General features: G+C 36.6%; 15 protein-coding genes and 1 pseudogene. 7 read left to right on the top strand and 9 right to left on the bottom strand.

Annotated features, from left to right (window positions below):
- Positions 1-12: 12 nt before the first annotated feature.
- The 3 genes from aroA to glmU are packed head-to-tail and all read left to right on the top strand — an operon-like array spanning position 13 to position 3,634.
- The gene (gene aroA / locus AC6EIW_RS00250; protein ID WP_498520659.1) at positions 13-1,347 is read left to right on the top strand and encodes a 3-phosphoshikimate 1-carboxyvinyltransferase; all 1,335 of its coding nucleotides are present in this window, start codon (positions 13-15) and stop codon (positions 1,345-1,347) included.
- A 12-nt stretch (positions 1,348-1,359) separates the two neighbouring features.
- Positions 1,360-2,256, top strand: coding sequence for an MnmC family methyltransferase (locus AC6EIW_RS00245; protein ID WP_498520658.1), 897 nt, complete (start codon positions 1,360-1,362; stop codon positions 2,254-2,256).
- Between the two features lie 37 nt (positions 2,257-2,293).
- Positions 2,294-3,634, top strand: coding sequence for a bifunctional UDP-N-acetylglucosamine diphosphorylase/glucosamine-1-phosphate N-acetyltransferase GlmU (glmU, locus tag AC6EIW_RS00240; RefSeq protein ID WP_498520657.1), 1,341 nt, complete (start codon positions 2,294-2,296; stop codon positions 3,632-3,634).
- Positions 3,635-3,645: 11 nt separating this feature from the next.
- On the opposite strand, the gene AC6EIW_RS00235 is transcribed toward glmU, so the two are convergent.
- The 4 genes and pseudogenes from AC6EIW_RS00235 to menD all read right to left on the bottom strand — a co-directional run bounded on the left by AC6EIW_RS00235 (position 3,646) and on the right by menD (position 9,307).
- Positions 3,646-5,043 (bottom strand): UDP-N-acetylmuramoyl-tripeptide--D-alanyl-D-alanine ligase, encoded by a 1,398-nt coding sequence (locus AC6EIW_RS00235; protein ID WP_498520656.1) that lies wholly within the window; start codon positions 5,041-5,043, stop codon positions 3,646-3,648.
- 43 nt (positions 5,044-5,086) lie between these two features.
- A complete protein-coding gene (gene glgA, locus AC6EIW_RS00230) occupies positions 5,087-6,550 on the bottom strand; it encodes a glycogen synthase GlgA (RefSeq protein ID WP_498520655.1) in 1,464 nt (487 codons plus the stop codon).
- A 49-nt stretch (positions 6,551-6,599) separates the two neighbouring features.
- Positions 6,600-7,499: a 1,4-dihydroxy-2-naphthoyl-CoA synthase gene (gene menB / locus AC6EIW_RS00225; RefSeq protein ID WP_498520654.1), complete on the bottom strand. Its 900-nt coding sequence runs from the start codon at positions 7,497-7,499 to the stop codon at positions 6,600-6,602.
- Positions 7,474-9,307 (bottom strand): annotated as a pseudogene (menD, locus tag AC6EIW_RS00220) (2-succinyl-5-enolpyruvyl-6-hydroxy-3-cyclohexene-1-carboxylic-acid synthase). Before menD ends, menB begins: the two are co-directional and overlap by 26 nt.
- 63 nt (positions 9,308-9,370) lie before the next feature.
- On the opposite strand from menD, the gene lepB reads away from it, so the two are divergent.
- Positions 9,371-9,937, top strand: coding sequence for a signal peptidase I (gene lepB, locus AC6EIW_RS00215; RefSeq protein ID WP_498520653.1), 567 nt, complete (start codon positions 9,371-9,373; stop codon positions 9,935-9,937).
- Positions 9,938-9,998: 61 nt separating this feature from the next.
- Entirely contained in the window at positions 9,999-10,343 is a 345-nt protein-coding gene (locus AC6EIW_RS00210) for a DUF760 domain-containing protein (RefSeq protein WP_498520652.1), read from the top strand.
- Positions 10,344-10,346: 3 nt separating this feature from the next.
- Here the strand turns inward: AC6EIW_RS00210 and AC6EIW_RS00205 are convergent, their stop codons facing one another.
- From AC6EIW_RS00205 to AC6EIW_RS00185, 5 genes are all read right to left on the bottom strand, one after another.
- The gene (locus tag AC6EIW_RS00205; protein WP_498520651.1) at positions 10,347-11,519 is read right to left on the bottom strand and encodes a DUF4336 domain-containing protein; all 1,173 of its coding nucleotides are present in this window, start codon (positions 11,517-11,519) and stop codon (positions 10,347-10,349) included.
- Between the two features lie 12 nt (positions 11,520-11,531).
- A complete protein-coding gene (locus AC6EIW_RS00200; protein WP_498520650.1) occupies positions 11,532-12,404 on the bottom strand; it encodes a metal ABC transporter permease in 873 nt (290 codons plus the stop codon).
- Complete coding sequence (locus tag AC6EIW_RS00195; RefSeq protein ID WP_498520649.1) at positions 12,397-13,194, bottom strand: metal ABC transporter ATP-binding protein; 798 nt, start codon at positions 13,192-13,194, stop codon at positions 12,397-12,399. The genes AC6EIW_RS00200 and AC6EIW_RS00195 overlap by 8 nt, the downstream gene beginning before the upstream one ends.
- The gene (locus tag AC6EIW_RS00190) at positions 13,194-14,165 is read right to left on the bottom strand and encodes a metal ABC transporter substrate-binding protein (RefSeq protein WP_498520648.1); all 972 of its coding nucleotides are present in this window, start codon (positions 14,163-14,165) and stop codon (positions 13,194-13,196) included. Before AC6EIW_RS00190 ends, AC6EIW_RS00195 begins: the two co-directional genes overlap by 1 nt.
- Positions 14,166-14,239: 74 nt before the next feature.
- Positions 14,240-15,595, bottom strand: coding sequence for a YcjF family protein (locus AC6EIW_RS00185; RefSeq protein ID WP_498520647.1), 1,356 nt, complete (start codon positions 15,593-15,595; stop codon positions 14,240-14,242).
- Positions 15,596-15,825: 230 nt separating this feature from the next.
- On the opposite strand from AC6EIW_RS00185, the gene AC6EIW_RS00180 reads away from it, so the two are divergent.
- Both AC6EIW_RS00180 and trpS read left to right on the top strand, forming a co-directional pair.
- On the top strand, positions 15,826-16,347 hold the full coding sequence (locus AC6EIW_RS00180) for a DUF8668 family protein (RefSeq protein WP_498521656.1): 522 nt from the start codon (positions 15,826-15,828) through the stop codon (positions 16,345-16,347).
- Positions 16,348-17,361, top strand: a complete 1,014-nt coding sequence (gene trpS, locus AC6EIW_RS00175; protein WP_498520646.1) for a tryptophan--tRNA ligase — start codon at positions 16,348-16,350, stop codon at positions 17,359-17,361.

The raw sequence follows: 17,361 nt of genomic DNA, 5'->3' as shown, positions 1-17,361 counted from the left end.
ATTGTTTTTTAATTGAAAGTTCCCACGAAAGATCAGTCTTTAAGAAATCTTCAAAAAGGAGGGGAACTCTTTGGGAAAGTAAAAGTACCTGGAGATAAATCCATATCACATCGTGCTCTTTTATTTGGTGCTATTGCTAAAGGGAAAACAATAATTGAGGGCCTATTACCTGCAGAAGATCCCATTAGCACCGCTGAATGCTTGAGGTCAATGGGTGTAAATATTAGTCAAATTAAAAAAGGAGAAATTGTTGAAGTCAATGGTGTTGGCTTAAATGGTTTTAAAGAACCACAAGATATTTTGAATTGTGGAAACTCAGGAACAACCATGAGATTAATAATGGGATTATTAGCTGGCCAAGAAAATCATCATTTCATTCTTACAGGAGATAAATCGCTCCGAAGCAGGCCAATGAAAAGGGTAGGACAGCCGTTAAAAATGATGGGGGCCAATATTTCTGGGAGACGTGGGGGAGACCTCGCTCCTCTATCAATTATTGGAAGGAAATTAAGAGGTGCCGTAATCGGCACTCCAGTAGCAAGTGCTCAGATAAAATCTGCTATCCTACTTGCTGCTCTTAATGCAGAAGGTTCAACTACTGTTATTGAACCTGCAAGATCAAGAGATCATAGCGAAAGAATGTTAAAAGCCTTTGGAGCCAACCTAGAAGTAGGTGGTGAAATGGGTAGACATATAACTGTTTCACCGGGGAAAGATCTAAAAGGTCAATCAATTATAGTCCCAGGTGACATTAGCTCTGCCGCGTTTTGGCTCGTTGCAGCTAGTATCATACCCGGATCAGAATTAATCATTGAAAATGTTGGTCTAAATCCAACAAGAACTGGAATACTTGACGTATTAGAAACAATGGGAGCAAATATCAATGTAATAAACAAAAGAGATGTAGCCGGTGAACCTGTAGGAGACATTGAAGTTTGTTACAAAGAAAACTTGAAGCCATTTAAAATTGATGAAGAGATAATGCCTCGACTAGTAGACGAAATACCAATATTATCTGTAGCAGCATGTTTTTGTAACGGTATTAGTCAAATAAAAGGAGCAAGTGAATTGAGAGTCAAAGAGACTGATCGTTTAGCAGTAATGGCCAGGCAATTACAAAGAATGGGAGCAAAAGTAGATGAACATCAAGACGGGTTAACTATTTATGGAGGGAATAATTTAAAAGGATGCGAGCTTGATAGCGAAGATGATCACCGTATTGCCATGAGTTTAGCTATTGCATCGATAATGGCTAATTCTAATTCGACATTAAGGCGTAGTGACGCTGCAGCAATCTCATACCCCGATTTTTGGAATGATCTTATGAGACTTCAACAAAAAAATTAGCATTTCATAGAATTGAATGATTTTAAAATACTTCCAACAAAAGATGGTAGTTTAAGTCTTTACAGCTTGAACTATGAAGAAGGGTTTCATGATAAAGACGGAGCGCTGAGAGAGTCAATCGCCAAATATTTATTACCAGCTCAATTAGAAAATTTTTCCACCACAAAAAAGATAGTTATTTTAGATGTTTGCTTGGGATTGGGTTATAACACTGGATGTATTCTCGAAAAATTATTTCAAAGTAACATACAGACTGAATGGCATGGGCTCGAGATTGATCAAAGGCCTCTAAGTCTTGCTCTTAATGAAAAAAAATTTCAGAGGATTTGGTCTCTAAAAGTATTGCATTTTTTTAATTGCCTAAAAAAATCAGGTAAATGGACTGACGGTTTTAGCGAGGGAAGTATTCATTGGGGAGATGCAAGACAAAAGATTTATGAAATACGAGATTCTTTAAGGTTTGATTTAATTCTTCTTGATCCTTTTTCTCCACAAAAGTGTCCCGAGCTATGGAGTGAGGAATTCATCTCTTTATTAACCGAGAGGTTATCTGTAAAAGGACGCTTGATCACATATTCAACTGCTGCCTCCATTAGAGCGACCTTCATAAGAGCTGGTTTAAAAATCTATTCGATAGCTCCCTCAATCGATGACCAACACAAATGGAGCTCAGGGACAGTTGCCATGAAAAAGAAAATAGAACAACATAATATTTCAGGAAATTGTCATTTCAAAGACTTAAGTACCAGGGAAATAGAACACCTTGCCACTCGTTCATCAATTCCTTATAGAGATCCAACAGGGAAAGGAAGCTGTAAAGAAATTATTTCAACAAGAGAAATAGAACAATCTAAAAGTCAATTAATAAGCACTTCCTCATGGAGAAAACGGTGGAATACTGCGCAATAGTTATAAAGCGATTAGATTTCTTCAAAAAAGGACTCTAATGCTTGCCATCGCAATTTTAGCGGCTGGGAAAGGTACGCGAATGAAAAGTAATCTGCCTAAAGTTCTTCACCCTTTAGCTGGGAAATCACTTATTGATAGGGTTTTGTCTTGCACTCAAGGGCTCAAGCCAAACCACAAATTAATAGTCGTAGGACATCAGGCCGACTTAGTAGAGGACTCCTTAAAAAATCATAAGGATTTAGATTTTGTTCTTCAGCAACCTCAAAATGGTACTGGACACGCGATCCAACAATTAAGACCTAGGTTAGAGGGATTTAATGGAGAACTTTTAGTATTGAATGGCGATGTTCCACTGCTAAAAGAAAAAACTCTAAGTTCGCTCTTAAAACTTCACAAAGAGTCTAATGCGAGTGTAACTTTTTTATCTGCAAATTTAGACTCTCCAAAAGGATATGGGCGAGTATTCACAGATGAATCTGGACTGGTGAAACGTATCATCGAAGAGAGAGATTGCACCAATGAACAGCGAAAAAATAAATTAATAAATGCGGGTATTTATTGTTTTGATTGGCGGGAATTATTAGATGTTTTAAACTTATTATCTAACAAAAACAGTCAAAATGAAATATACCTTACAGACACAATAAGTTTACTCAAAAAAGCATTGCATTTTGAGGTAGATAATCCATTTGAAATCAAAGGGATTAATGATAGAATTCAACTATCTGAATGCGAACACTTCATCCAAAAAAAACTTAAATCCTCATGGATGAGAAAAGGAGTTACATTCGTTGATCCTATTAGCTGTTCGCTGAGCGAGGATACGACCTTTGGCACAGACGTAATTATTGAGCCACAAACACATCTTCGTGGTAAATGTAATATTGGCAATGGATGTCATCTAGGACCAGGTAGTGTTATAACAAATTCAACACTTGCGGAAAATGTTTTTGCCATTCACTCATTCATCAATGAAGCCAAGATTGGAAACAATACATCTATAGGTCCTTTCGCTCACATAAGGCCAGAATCAAAAATAAGTGATAATTCTAAAATAGGGAACTTTGTAGAAATAAAAAAAAGTTTTATTGGTGAAGGAACAAAAATCAATCATTTAAGCTATTTAGGTGATTCAACTCTCGGAAAGAATATTAATATTGGAGCAGGGACTATTACAGCTAATTTTGATGGCAAGAATAAACATAAAACAATTATTGATGATTATTCAAAAACAGGTGCTAATTCAGTCCTAGTTGCACCAATCAAGATAGGATCACACGTAACCATAGGTGCAGGATCAACCATAAGCAAAGATGTTCCTGATAAAAGCTTAGTCGTTGAAAGGTCAAAAGCAATTATTAGAACTAAGACTAATTAACAACAACGACATTATTGATGTAAAAATGGTAATACTTTTTCCAATTCTAACTTACGACTACCTTTAATTAAAATATTATCTCCCGGTAAAAGCCACGATAATAGTGAGTTGGCAGCATCTTTTGGCGTTCTAACAACACTATGATTTGGTAATTCTTTGATTGTATTTTCTATGATAGTAGTCTCCTCATCACAAGAGACAAAAACAATTCCCGTAAGACCTAATTCAATAGCTCTTTTAAGAACTTTCTGATGAAGTAAAGCACTCTCAGAGCCCAATTCAAGCATCGTACCTAAAACTGCAAAATGTCTACCAGGCTTGCTTACTAATAACTCTAAAGAAGCCAGAACAGATTCAGGAGATGCATTATAAGTCTCATCTAAAACTAAATATTGACCACAATCAACCAAGCTATTTCTTCCCATGGGCATATTTAATTTTAATTGATCAATATTCTTTATTGATAGTCCTAATTCTCTTGCAACGGTCAATGCCATAAAAAAATTCATAGCATTGTGTCTTCCTTCAAGGGGCAATTTAAATTTACTTCCTTCAAAAAGCATTGAATTATTTTGCATATCAACTTGAGCAATATAATCTGGCTCAATATCTTGAGAAGGGAAATAGTCATCATTATAATCCAACCAATTCATAGAAAAGCCCTCTATTGCTAGGCGAACAATACGTCCTGACCATTTTTCTAATAAAGCTTTTTCTAAAAGTTTGTCACCGAAAGGAATAATCACAACACCATCTGGACTTAGGCTTGAGGTGATTTCCGACTTCGCTTTTGCAATATTTTCTCTACTTCCAAGAATACCAATATGAGCTTGTCCTATATTGGTAATTACAGCAATATCAGGTTCAGAAGCACGAGAGAGACGTTGAATTTGGCCGAAACCACGCATACCCATTTCAAGAACAAATGCAGCATCTGTTACAGAACCTCTAAGCAGTGTTTTTGGAACGCCTACATCATTATTTTCATTCCCTCTGCTTGAAACAATTTCACCAAGAGGAGACAGTGTTGCCCTAATCAATTCTCTTGTAGTTGTTTTACCAACAGAACCAGTAACAGCAACTACCGGAAGATTTAAATTTCTCCGATGCAGCAATGCGATCTGTTGATAGGCGTACAAAGTATCTGGGACTACCCAGTGAGGCAGGTCATTTGGAACCAAACCATGAAATTGTTCTGAAACTATAGCTCCCTGTATACCAATATCAAAAGCCATATCCAAGTAATCATGGCCATCAAATGAAGTCCCTACTAAAGGGACAAAGAAATCACCTTTCTCAGTCGTCCTCGAATCAGTAGATATACGACCAACTGGCAAATCAAGATCTGTTTCTTTTTGATTAGCTGGCATCCCCCATAGTTCTGTTAAATCCTTAAAAGTAATATCCATGCAAAAATGAACAGAAGAAAAATAATCTAAATCCTCAAAATTACTATAATTTTATTTTTTTCCCTTTTCTTGAAGGATCAGCTTCTTGGCCATAAGAAAACTTTTCAACCTCTGCTGCATCTGGAGAAGGCTCCTTAATTCCACAAACATCTTTATACATTAATTCATATTCCTTCGCCGATCTATCCCAACTATATTTATTTGACATTGCTCTTACTTGTAACTCCTTCCAACTTTTTTGATGCCTATATGCTTCCCAGGAACGAACCAATGCTGTATAGAAGTCAATTGGTTCATACCTATCAAAGCAAAATCCGGAACCTGTTTCGTTCATCGGATTGTAGGGCTCTACTGTATCAACCAAACCACCTACTTTTCTAACAATCGGAATAGCACCATAACGCATAGCTAACAATTGACTAATTCCACATGGCTCAAAACGACTAGGCATTAGGAATGCATCAGCGCCTCCGTAAATTAGCCGTGATAATGCATCATCATAAGTAAGAAAAACAGAAAAACGACCGGGATACTCAATTGCAAGTTGCCACAAAGCTGATTCTAAATATCGATCACCTGTGCCAAGAACAACGATCTGAGAGTCAGTATAAGAAAGAAGCCTATTAGCCACCTGTAGTAAAAGGTCAATACCTTTTTGATCAACAAGTCTACCAACCATTCCCATAAGATATTTATCTGGGTTCACTTCAAGTCCCATTCTTTCTTGAAGGACTTTTTTATTAATTGCTCTACCAGAAAGATTATCTACACTAAATTTAGCTGGCAATGAATTATCCGTTTCTGGATTCCACTCATCTAAATCAACTCCATTTAATATTCCACGTAATTTTCCAGAAATATAATTTAAAAGTCCCTCTAATTTTTCTCCATATTCAGAAGTTCTTATTTCCCTTGAATAAGTTGGAGAAACCGCGTTCACCCTATCGGCATACAACATAGCTGATGCCATGGTGTGGTCACCATGCATATACCAAGGGCACCAAGTTATCTGATCAAGTTTCCATCTCCATGGTCCTTGATACTTGAGATTATGAATGGTAAATACCGTGCTGATTTCAGGGTCTTGATGCATCCAAACTGGGATCATTCCAGTATGCCAATCATGGCAATGGAGGACTTGTGGTTTCCATGAATTCCAAGAAAATTCGGATACTGCACTGGCAAAAAAAGTAAATCTCCAATCTTCATCTTCTCCTCCGTAAATACGCTCAGAATCAAAACATGGGTGTCCAACCAAATAAATTGGCAACCCATTAGAGGGATGCCTTGTTTCAAAAACAGCGAAGTCAACACCCATTGTGTTGGCCCGAAAAATAGGTTCTGGAGCAATATCCATCAAAGCCCATAGTTTTCCATACCCTGGAATTATTAATCGAACATCATGTCCAAGTTTTTTAAGCGCAGGAGGCAATGAACCAACAACATCACCCATACCTCCAACCTTTATCATTGGAGCGCATTCAGCAGCAGCAAAAAGTATTCGCATTTAATTCATGAAAAAAGAAAGATTTATCCTTTGGATAAACCAAATAAAATCATGGAAGCCATTTTGATTCGGAGAAATCAGGATCCCTCTTCTCCATAAAAGCATTTCTACCCTCCTTTGACTCATCAGTAGTATAAAAAAGATGTGTTGCCTGGCCAGCAAGCTCTTGGATACCTGCTAATCCATCAGTATCAGCATTAAAAGAAAATTTCAAACACTTTATTGCAGTTGGACTGTTTTGAAGTATTTCTCTAGCCCATTTAACCCCTTCTGACTCGAGTAAATTAATTGGTGAAATGGAATTTATCAACCCCATATCTAATGCTTCCTTCGCCCCATATTTCCTGCATAGAAACCAAATTTCTCTAGCCTTCTTTTGACCTACAACCCTTGCTAAGTAACTTGAACCAAACCCTGCGTCAAAGCTTCCAACTTTAGGTCCTGTTTGGCCGAATATTGCATTATCTGCAGCCAAACTCAAATCACAGATCAAATGTAAAACATGTCCCCCCCCGATTGCGAAGCCAGGAACAAGGGCAATAACTACTTTAGGAAGGCTCCTAATTATACGTTGCAAATCAAGAACATTTAAACGCGGGATTCCATCATCACCGAGGTATCCTCCACTTCCGCGTATGGCCTGATCACCGCCAGAACAAAAAGCGAACTTTCCATCTTTGGAAGGCCCTGCCCCTGTGAATAAAACCACTCCTATTTTTGGATCTTCTCTTATTCTGATAAATGCATCACAAAGCTCTGAAATTGTTTGAGGTCGAAAAGCATTTCTTTTGTCAGGACGATTTATCGCAACGCGAGCAATTCCTTCAGGACTAATGTCTAGCAGGATATCTTTATATTCACCAACAGCTTTCCATGAGGTAATAATTTCACCAGGAAGAACTCTTCTAGAGATAGAGATATTTTTAGGGGTAGCAGGTTCTAAAGTCATTGTTTAAATAAAAATAGTCAAAAGTTGATAATTTCAGATAATGTTTTTTTTAGATCATCTCGTAAACTTACTCTTAATTTATGGTCTTCAGCAGAGTTAGTACAAACTCTTATTAATACATTTGTTGACAAAGAAAAACTCCATTCAATTGCTTGTTCTAAATCATCCAAACAAGCAACTTGTTTATATTTCAATCCATAGGCTTTAGCAAGTGTAAGATGACAAACTTGCTGAGGCATAAGAAAAATTTCTTCAAAATCTCCTTCTTGAATTTTTTCTATATTTAGTTGATTAAATATTCCTCCACCACCATTATCAATCATGATTACGATTAAACTAATATTTTTATCCTTTGAGAACAACCAACCATTTGTATCATGAAGAAGTGCTAAATCACCTGTTACTAAAACCATTCTTCCCATTATTATCGATAATCCCATACCCATTGAGAGTGTCCCATCAATTCCTGATGCCCCTCTAAATCCAAAGCACCTTCTCAGGGAAGCCCCCTCTCCCGAATAACTTAACCAATCTCTTATTGGACTACTTGAAGCAAGCATCACGGGGGTAGAAGTTGGCAACAAGCGAGGAAGTAATCTCGCCAATGCGGGTTCAGTAATTAACCCATTCCTGAATAACCTTTTATCAAGCCAATCATGGATAAATAAATCATATTTTATAAGCTCTTTAGTAAACTTTTGATTAACATTTTTTTTATCTATTGGTGACTTTGTCTGAATACTCTGAAGTAATTTATCAACCCAACAAAAAAAACCTTCACTAAATTGAGTTGAGACACCTATCGGATCAAGGTTTCGAGAATCTCCCTCAGTAATGAGTAGTTGAACTTTTCCAGGTTTTTCAAGCCAAGTTTGTAATTGTCTACTTGGTGGTATAGGACCCAAGCGTAAAACTTGAATATCTTTAATTTTTTCAAATAAACCTGTTGAAAAAAAAAGATCCCAGTGATTTATTAAGCCCTCTTGATCATTTTCAACACCAGAAAGCGGGTCAGCAAGAATTGGCCATCCAGTTAATTTTTGCCATTTTTTTAGTGCGCACCTAAAGGAAACAAGTTGTTCTGCTTTGCCTCTCCATGGTCCAACAATAATTATTCCCAAAGAAAACGGGTCTAAAGTTGGTAGTGCAAAAGAGGAAAATTTTTTAACATCCTCAATCTTCTGTGAAGTAACTTTATCCTTAAAAAATCCTTCAACAACCCATCCATCAAGAACTTTTTTCTGATCAATTTCGGAAGGATGCAAAGGTTCTTCATAAGCAAGGTTAATATGGACTGGGCCAGGCTTATTGGTAGACATTTTGAATGCATTTTCTACCAGAAAGTTGAGTCTTTGCCTAGAAATCAAATGGATACCTTCTTTTGGAGATTCATCAAAATGTCTACAAACAGGTCTCAAAAAATCCTGTTGATTAACTGCTTGATTCGCTCCACATTCTTTTAAACGAAGAGGTCTATCTGCAGTCAAAAATAAAAGAGGATGACATGATCTATCTGCCTCAACAGCAGCCGGCAAAAGATTTGCGACGGCACTTCCAGAAGTTGTAACAACAGCACTTACTTTTCCACTTGCAGCACTAATTCCCAAGGCAAGGAATGCCGCAGACCTTTCATCAACTGATGTTATGAGAGTCAATTTTTTTCTTCTAGAGAGACTTGCTGCTGCCAAGGCAAGAGGGCCTGATCTACTACCAGGGCAAAGGACAAAATGCTTCACCCCCTTTGCTACAAGAGTTTTAAGGAGCTCTAAACTAATAAAAAAGTTGTAACGTGCTATTGAAATTGCCAAAAGAAAAGCTACTTCGATTTTTGTAAAATACTTTCCAACGAGAAACTAAAAACAAAAAGATTCATGACATCAACAGGATCAAAAAAGGATCAGAACCAAAATAGTTGGAAAGGATTGTTTGTTTGGATATTAATTGCGTTTTTATTAAGATGGCAAGCACTTGAACCGAGGTGGATCCCCTCTGGATCAATGATTCCAACCTTACAAATTCAGGACCGAATTTTGGTAGAAAAAATAACTCCAAGAATTAATCATAAACTGAAAAAACATCTAAATTTAAATACTATTGTTATTTTCAAACCTCCGAAAATTCTTACGGAGACAGGATATAGTGATGGCTCAGCGCTTATAAAAAGAATCGTTGGACTACCTGGTGACAAAATAGAAGTTACAAATGGAAAGCTCTACAGAAATGAGAAGGAAATCAATGAACCATGGATTCAAGAACCTATCCAATATGAAATGAAGGCGATTTACGTACCTAACTATTCACTTTGGGTGTTAGGAGATAACCGAAATAACAGTTTAGACTCACACATATGGGGAGCTCTCCCAGAAAAAAATCTCATAGGTACTGCACTTGCAAGGTACTGGCCATTAAAAAAAATAGGACCTATTCGGTTCCCATAACCTAAATTAAATTTTATCGGAGTACTTTTTGCGATAGTGTATATTTAATTGAAAAAGCTGGATGTTTAATCCTGAATTTTTAGCTACTGACAATAATGAGGGTCATGAGGCAAATGCTCTAATCCAGTACTTACAAGATCAACCTGCAGACGTTCTTCAAAGAGTTGCAAAATCTGCCAGCCCTGAAATCCAAGAAATAATAAGACATAACGTTCAAGGCTTACTTGGAATGCTTCCTGGAGAGCAGTTTGAGGTAAAAGTAACTTCTAGCAAGGACAATTTGGCAAGTTTATTAGCTTCTGCCATGATGACTGGCTATTTCTTAAGACAAATGGAGCAAAGAAAACAGTTAGAGGAAACACTCTTGTCTGATGAAGAGATGTCTGTTGACCCAGATGCAGTTTAATCACTAAAATTTTTTAAGAGGGTCTTTAGGTACAACGCCTACTCTCAACAAAAATTGATCTAAAGAACTTAAAAATTCAAAATCTCCTTCATCATTAGCCCATTGATATTTATTAATTTTATTTTTCAACTCTTTTATCTCATTTCTTGAGAATCTAACTTTCTCACTGTAATGAGCAGAAATCAACCATGAAATACCTTTTAAAGATTCAACTTTATTTAACCAAATCATAAAAGCTTTTTTTGCTCTAGGAAAAACCAGTCTTTCTATTACTGGAGCAATTTGTATTAAAGGAGTGTTTTTCCCAACAAGTTTTTTTGCAGACAACTCCCAGCCTTTCTGCCAAGAAAAAGGATATATCCCAAAATGTGCCCTTTTGTTTCTTAAATTTCGCTTGAAAGAATTTCCAAAAATTTCTTTAATCTTGGGGATCTCCAATTTTTCAGGTCTTAGGTAAGAGGCAAAAAGGACCAAACGAAGCCATCCTTTTTTTCTTGCACTTGGCGTATCAATAAGCTCTTCAGTACCTTTCTCTCTTGAATGAAACAACAAAGGGGTAGGATCTAAATCAAAAAGCTTTGGGGGGGTCTCTTCAATACCCACAAGTGCATCAGTAACTAATAAAGATTTTGATGGCTTATGAAAACAACAAATCTCTTGAAAACGTGCAAGTCCAATATCAATAGGGCCTAACGAAATCCATTCACAGTCATCAGCATAAGGGAATCCATCTGCTAATAAAATATTTGTTCTATTAGATGGAATTCCTAGCCAATCGAAAGGAAGTTGAAAAGGAAAACTGAATTGTCCAGGACATACCCATAATTTCGCATTAGGAAAAGCTCTTGCTAAAGCTGGAAGACCAATTTTATGCTCTAAGCCGGAAGCCGTAGGTAAGACAATCGTTTTTACAGGTCCTATTTTTTTTTCAAGCAAATCTATATCCCTTAGCAATTCTTTTGTAGGAGGAAGAGGATTAATTATCATCAATTCATTCTTTACCCTTACAACTAATAACCTCACTGGGACAGCAACATAATAAATACCTTGAAGTTGTTCAAAGCTCCAAATCTGGTTAGGAACTAATTCACGGAATAATGTTCTTTTTCTTCCGTAAGGATACAGCGGTAAAAGTGGCCACCAACTCCATTTTTGATCAGAAGAGAGGCTACTCATAATTGTAAAAAATCAATCATTATTAATTAAAGATTTGTTTTTAAATATCCCATATCTTGGAGCAAATAAGAACGCAATTAGAAAGATTAATGTTTGCACTAAAACAATAGAACCTCCTGTTTCAATATCTGACCAATAACTAATATAAACGCCTAAAATGCTTGAGAAAGAGCTGCTAATTACAGCTAATAAAGTCATTCTGTCAAAACGATCGGTCAACAAATATGCAGTTGCGCCAGGAGTAATAAGCATCGCTACTACTAGAATAATACCAACAGTTTGCAAGCCTACTACTGCGGATAAAGATAATAAAGTTAATAATAAATAATGAAGTATACCTGTATTTATTCCTATAGAACGCGCGTGCTTAGCATCAAAACAATACAACATTAAATCTTTTCTAAAGATAAGCAAAATAAATATGACTATAAAGGAAATTATCAAAGTCTGATTAACATCTGAACGAGAAATCCCTAGTGGACTCCCAAAAAGAATCTGCATAAGATCAATATTACTTTTTATTTTGGAAACCAATACAATACCTAAAGCAAAAAAACCCGTAAAAACAAGACCTATCACTGTGTCTTCTTTAATCCTAGATTTCTGTTTAACAAATCCAATAAGAGCAACTGAACCCACACCAAAAACAAAAGCACCCACAGAGAAAGGAAGACCTAAGGCATAAGCAACCACTACTCCTGGCATGACAGCATGAGAAACAGCATCACCCATTAAGGCCCAACCTTTTAAGGTCATGTAACAAGATAAAAGGCCGCAAACACTGCCAACTAGGGCACTAACCATTAATGCTCTTCTCATGAAGTCATGAGCTAGTGGATCCAAAAGCCAATTGGTTGGCGTGATGGATATCAAAAGTTCATTCATTTAGAAAATCTTTACTCGACTGGGGACCTGATAAAGGATTTGGCGGCGTTCCTCCAAATGTTTTTTGAATGTTCTCCGATGTAAAGACTTCCGAGGTTTTTCCATACGCAAGAACTGTCTTATTTATTAGAACTACAAAATCACAAAAATCTCTGACGTGATTCAAATCATGAGTAGATATCAAAATAGTGTGACCTTCCTGACGAAACTGAAGAAATAACTCAGCCATAAGCTTTTCAGTGGGTACATCAACTCCAGAGAAAGGCTCATCCAAAAGAAGTACCGATGCCCGTTGAGCAATTGCCCTTGCAAGAAAAGCTCTTTTGCGTTGTCCTCCAGATAAAGATCCAATTGGCCTTTCCATAAGATCCAAAAGATCAACTCTTTCAAGAGCATGAAGAACTGCTCTTTTATCAGACTCTCGAGGTATTCGAAAAATATTCATTGAGCCATATCTCCCCATCATCACAACATCCCAAACACTTACGGGAAATGAATAATCTATTCCTTCGTTTTGTGGAACATAGGCAACCGTTTGCTCCTTCTGCGCTTGATTAACTTTAATTCCATTAATCCTTATTTTTCCCCTTGACGGCCTAATAAAACCCATCAGGGCTTTGAAGAAAGTTGATTTACCTGCACCATTCATCCCAACAAGGCCGCATATAGATCCAGCTTTTAAGTTCAAACTTGCGTCATAAAGTGCGACTGTACCGTTGTAGTCAACGCAAACCTGTTCTGCTTCAATACGCATAAAATCTTTTTCGTGACTTTTATAAATTGGATTCATTATTTTTTCGCTCCGGAGAGAGATAAGCCCTCAGTAATTAATTCAACATTGTGTCTAAGTAAATCTATATAAGTTGGAGCAGGTCCATTTAAGTCTGAGAGCGAATCAACGTAGAACGTACCTCCAAAAACAGCTCCACTTGATTTTGCAACTTCTATTTGTGCTTCTGAACTCACAGTGCTTTCACAAAAAATCGTAGGGACTTTTTTATCTTTAATAGTTTTTATTAAATTAACCATGCGTCTGGGGGTTACTTGACTTTCAGAATTAACAGGCCACAAATAACCTTCTTCCATTCCATAATCTCTGGCCAAGTAAGTAAATGCTCCTTCACATGTCACCAAAAATCTTCTTTCTTTAGGAATTAAGGATAAAGAATCTCTTAGCTCTTTATCAAGCAATTCAAGTTTAGCTTTATAGGTTGAAGCGTTCGATTTATATTCAAAACCTCCCTCCGGATCGATCTTGATAAAAGCATCAGCTATTTTATCTACATAATTCATAGCTCTTTTTGGTGACATCCAGGCATGTGGATTTGGTTTTCCTGCATAAACATCTCCTTCTATCAACAATGGCTTTATTCCATCTGTTAATTTGATTTTGGGAATGTCTCCCGCACTCATCATGAATTTCGTAATCCAAGCTTCAAGACCTAAACCATTTTGAATAATCAGTTTTGCTCCTTTGGTTTTAACAATATCACTGGGTGTAAATTGATAACTATGGATTTCTGCTCCTGGTTTTGTAATTGACTCAACTAAAATTCTATCCCCAGCAACATTTCTTGCGAGATCTGCCAAAATTGTAAAAGTGGTCAACACATAAGGCTTGTCATAATTGGGTATATCCCCCTTTTTATTGGCACATGCTGTCAAGAATAAAATATTAAAAGAAAGGAAAATAGAGAGGCTAAATAATTTATTTTTATTGTAAATAAACTTAGAAAAAGTATTTATTTTTTTATCAATCATGTGTTGAGAATAAGAAAATATTTATATTCTTTTTAAATATAAATCAGAAATATACTAGATAGAAAGTTATAAGATCAAACTGATTTAACTTTGTAATTATTAGATTGAGACTGAATCCACTCTTTTGATTGCTTTAAAAAAGCTACCCAATCAACTCTCTCTAGCTCAGCGGCTTTTGATACTATTTGAGGAGCTTGTTGCTTAATAAGTTCTAAATCAGGCTGAGTAACTCCATTATTGAGAGCCATCCAATCGGCCATAGATCTTCCAACTACTCTTGTTAAGTAAGCAGCACTCAAGGCCTGAATTGTTCCAGCTGCCACCCAAGAAGAACCATCAAGCTTTGCCAAACTCAACAAGGACTGTCCACTCCATTCAACAACTCCTTGACCAATTGCAGCCATTGCTAGCTGTCTTGATACTGCCTCAAGTAATTCTGGCTTCATTTTGGAAGACCATATTTTTGACATTTCTTTGATCATCAAGCCATTAACAACTGCAACTGCAAGCAAATCAGTTGAAGCGACAGGGGAGGCGAAAACAATCCCAGCCACAATCCACTGTGATCTTGTTTGAATAACCTTGAATTTTTCCCTTCTTAATTTCTCTAAATCTTTTTGCCAGGAAGTATGTAATCGAGATAAAAGTCTTTGCTTGGTGATGTCAGTATTTTTCTTTGGATTTTCAAGAAGTTTTTTAATTGGAGAGAGAACCGTTTCCATTTCTGCTTGAGATCCATTCCATTTCAATACTCTATTATTCCATCTATCTGGCAATTGGGCCTCTAATGCATTTCGTTCATCAGACCAGTCAGTAGATTCTTTACTTGTAACCATTAGCCAGGCCGGCTGATCAGTAGGGATATTTTTAATCCACAAAAGATCAGCTGCACTCATTGGAAGTGACAAAGAATAAACAATAAAATCTTGTTCTTGGATTAAATCAGGCAAAATCCAATTGGGATCTCTTACAGGAAGAGCTGGTGGTAAAGAAACCTTTATTTGTTTTTTGACTAATAAAACTTTTTCTAATTGCTCTTTATCAGGTAATTTTACGCCCTTTGTTTTCAGGAAACCAATGTTTTGAATTTCGCTTCTGTCAATAATTTTTTGCAAGGAATTTATTCTTTCTTTTTTTAGTTCACTTTGCTCCCCATCTTCAAGTAAGTACTCAAAATTCTCTAAAACGTCATGGCATCTTCTTACCCATCCATGAACAGTGGAGGGAGCATCAAATGAAACTTTCCCTGGTTTTAAAAAATAAAAAATCAAAGCAAGTCCTAATAGCAAACCCAATCCACCTCCAGGTATGTGGGCCACATCACTCAAAACCCATTGACCGGTGATTGTTAGCCCAATAAAAAGACTAATTTTCGGAATAGAAAAAGAAGTCAAGGTAAGAGGCGATTTTGTTAATGAATGATTTTCCATATTTCAATAATTACAGTTTCTTCTTAGCTAACTTTCATTTTAAAGCAAACTTTCCCTTAATAACCGCAAAGAAAGAAGGTTTTACGTTTTTAAAAAGATAAATTTATACCTAAAGAAAATCGAGTTTTTCTACTGGTATCAATCTTATAAGATGTGAAAGTGCTAATCAAGATATTCAAATTTGTCGCAAAAGTACCGGCTATGCGTCACACTTGCCCCTATTGGCAAATATGTTCATGGGTGACTCTTACACCAATAATCAGTCAGGTGGTGGCGATTTCCAAAACCAAAGACAAAATGGCCGTAATAATTTCAGAGGTGGCCGAGGTCCTAACAATAGGGAGGGAGGCTTTCGCATTCGCTTAAGTGATAATGAAATGCGAGCAGCCAGATCGTTGCAAGAAGCCTTCAATCTTCGTTCTACTGTCGCAGTGCTTGGTTTCGCAGTAAGAACTCTTGCACAAATGCTTGAAGATGGAAATCTTGAAAATTTAGTAAACGAATATAGATCTCAAGCTCCCTCCAATAACCAAAGGAGAGGCAGAGGAAACTATAACGGTGAAGATAACAACTCAGTAAACTCTAAGCCCAACCCTTTTGCAAGACCAGAAAAACCAGTTAAAGAACAAGAGGTCGCTGATACTGATCAGGCGAACAATGTTGCTCAAGATCCTAAAGAAAAAAATAACGATCAAGCTACAGAAGCAAGTTCAAATGAAGATGATTCCACAAATACAAGCGAGCAAGGATAAGTGAATCAGAAGCGAGTCTTATCTGGTGTTCAACCCACTGGAGACGTTCATATTGGTAATTGGCTTGGAGCAATAAAAAATTGGGTTGAATTACAACAAAATTACGAAACATTTGTCTGCGTTGTTGATCTTCATGCGATAACCACTCCGCATGACCCAAAATCTCTCTATCAAAATTCTTTATCTACAGCGGCTTTGTATATCGCTTGTGGGATGGACCCTAATAAATGCTCAATATTCATTCAAAGTCAGATAAGTGCTCATAGCGAGCTTTGCTGGATATTAAATTGCTTAACTCCTTTAAACTGGATGGAGAGAATGATTCAGTTCAAGGAAAAGTCAATTAAACAAGGTGACAATGTATCTATTGGATTATTAGATTATCCAGTCCTTATGGCAGCGGATATTCTTCTATATGATGCTGATTTGGTTCCTGTTGGAGAAGATCAAAAGCAGCATCTAGAGCTTGCAAGAGATATCGCTTCTCAAAGAGTTAATTCAAAATTCGGAACAAAAGAGAATCCGATACTTAAAGTTCCAAATCCCTTAATTTTGAAAGAGTGTTCCAAAGTCATGAGCCTGACAGATGGAACAAAGAAAATGAGTAAAAGCGACCCAAACGTGAATAGTAGGATTACTTTATTAGACAGTCCAGATGTAATTACTAAAAAAATAAAACGTGCAAAAACCGACTCAAAATTAGGATTAGAATTCGGAAATCATTTAAGGCCTGAAGCTGATAATCTTTTAACAATTTATTCTATAATTTCAGGACTAGGCAGAGAAAAAGCAGCTGAGTATTGCGCAGAAATGGGCTGGGGTAAATTCAAACCAGAATTTACAGAGGCAATGATTAACGTTCTCAAGCCTATTCAAGAAAAATATAAAGAACTAATGAATGAACCAGAAGAGTTAAAAAGAATACTAAATAAAGGGAAACTTACTGCAGAGGAAGTTTCTAAGTTAACATTAAAGAGAGTTAAAGATGCTCTAGGATTTTATCCAAATTTGTAG

It is taken from the genome of Prochlorococcus sp. MIT2308, from assembly GCF_059772345.1.
This window is presented reverse-complemented; position numbering and strand designations above follow the sequence as displayed.

What these genes read in the sequence shown, in the direction of transcription:
- AC6EIW_RS00205 (WP_498520651.1), bottom strand. Translation starts at nt 11,519, where the DNA reads ATGAGTAGCCTCTCTTCTGATCAAAAATGGAGTTGGTGGCCACTTTTA.
- glgA (WP_498520655.1), bottom strand. Translation starts at nt 6,550, where the DNA reads ATGCGAATACTTTTTGCTGCTGCTGAATGCGCTCCAATGATAAAGGTT.
- AC6EIW_RS00235 (WP_498520656.1), bottom strand. Translation starts at nt 5,043, where the DNA reads ATGGATATTACTTTTAAGGATTTAACAGAACTATGGGGGATGCCAGCT.
- AC6EIW_RS00210 (WP_498520652.1), top strand. Translation starts at nt 9,999, where the DNA reads ATGTTTAATCCTGAATTTTTAGCTACTGACAATAATGAGGGTCATGAG.
- lepB (WP_498520653.1), top strand. Translation starts at nt 9,371, where the DNA reads ATGACATCAACAGGATCAAAAAAGGATCAGAACCAAAATAGTTGGAAA.
- AC6EIW_RS00180 (WP_498521656.1), top strand. Translation starts at nt 15,826, where the DNA reads ATGTTCATGGGTGACTCTTACACCAATAATCAGTCAGGTGGTGGCGAT.
- AC6EIW_RS00190 (WP_498520648.1), bottom strand. Translation starts at nt 14,165, where the DNA reads ATGATTGATAAAAAAATAAATACTTTTTCTAAGTTTATTTACAATAAA.
- glmU (WP_498520657.1), top strand. Translation starts at nt 2,294, where the DNA reads ATGCTTGCCATCGCAATTTTAGCGGCTGGGAAAGGTACGCGAATGAAA.
- menB (WP_498520654.1), bottom strand. Translation starts at nt 7,499, where the DNA reads ATGACTTTAGAACCTGCTACCCCTAAAAATATCTCTATCTCTAGAAGA.
- AC6EIW_RS00185 (WP_498520647.1), bottom strand. Translation starts at nt 15,595, where the DNA reads ATGGAAAATCATTCATTAACAAAATCGCCTCTTACCTTGACTTCTTTT.
- AC6EIW_RS00200 (WP_498520650.1), bottom strand. Translation starts at nt 12,404, where the DNA reads ATGAATGAACTTTTGATATCCATCACGCCAACCAATTGGCTTTTGGAT.
- AC6EIW_RS00195 (WP_498520649.1), bottom strand. Translation starts at nt 13,194, where the DNA reads ATGAATCCAATTTATAAAAGTCACGAAAAAGATTTTATGCGTATTGAA.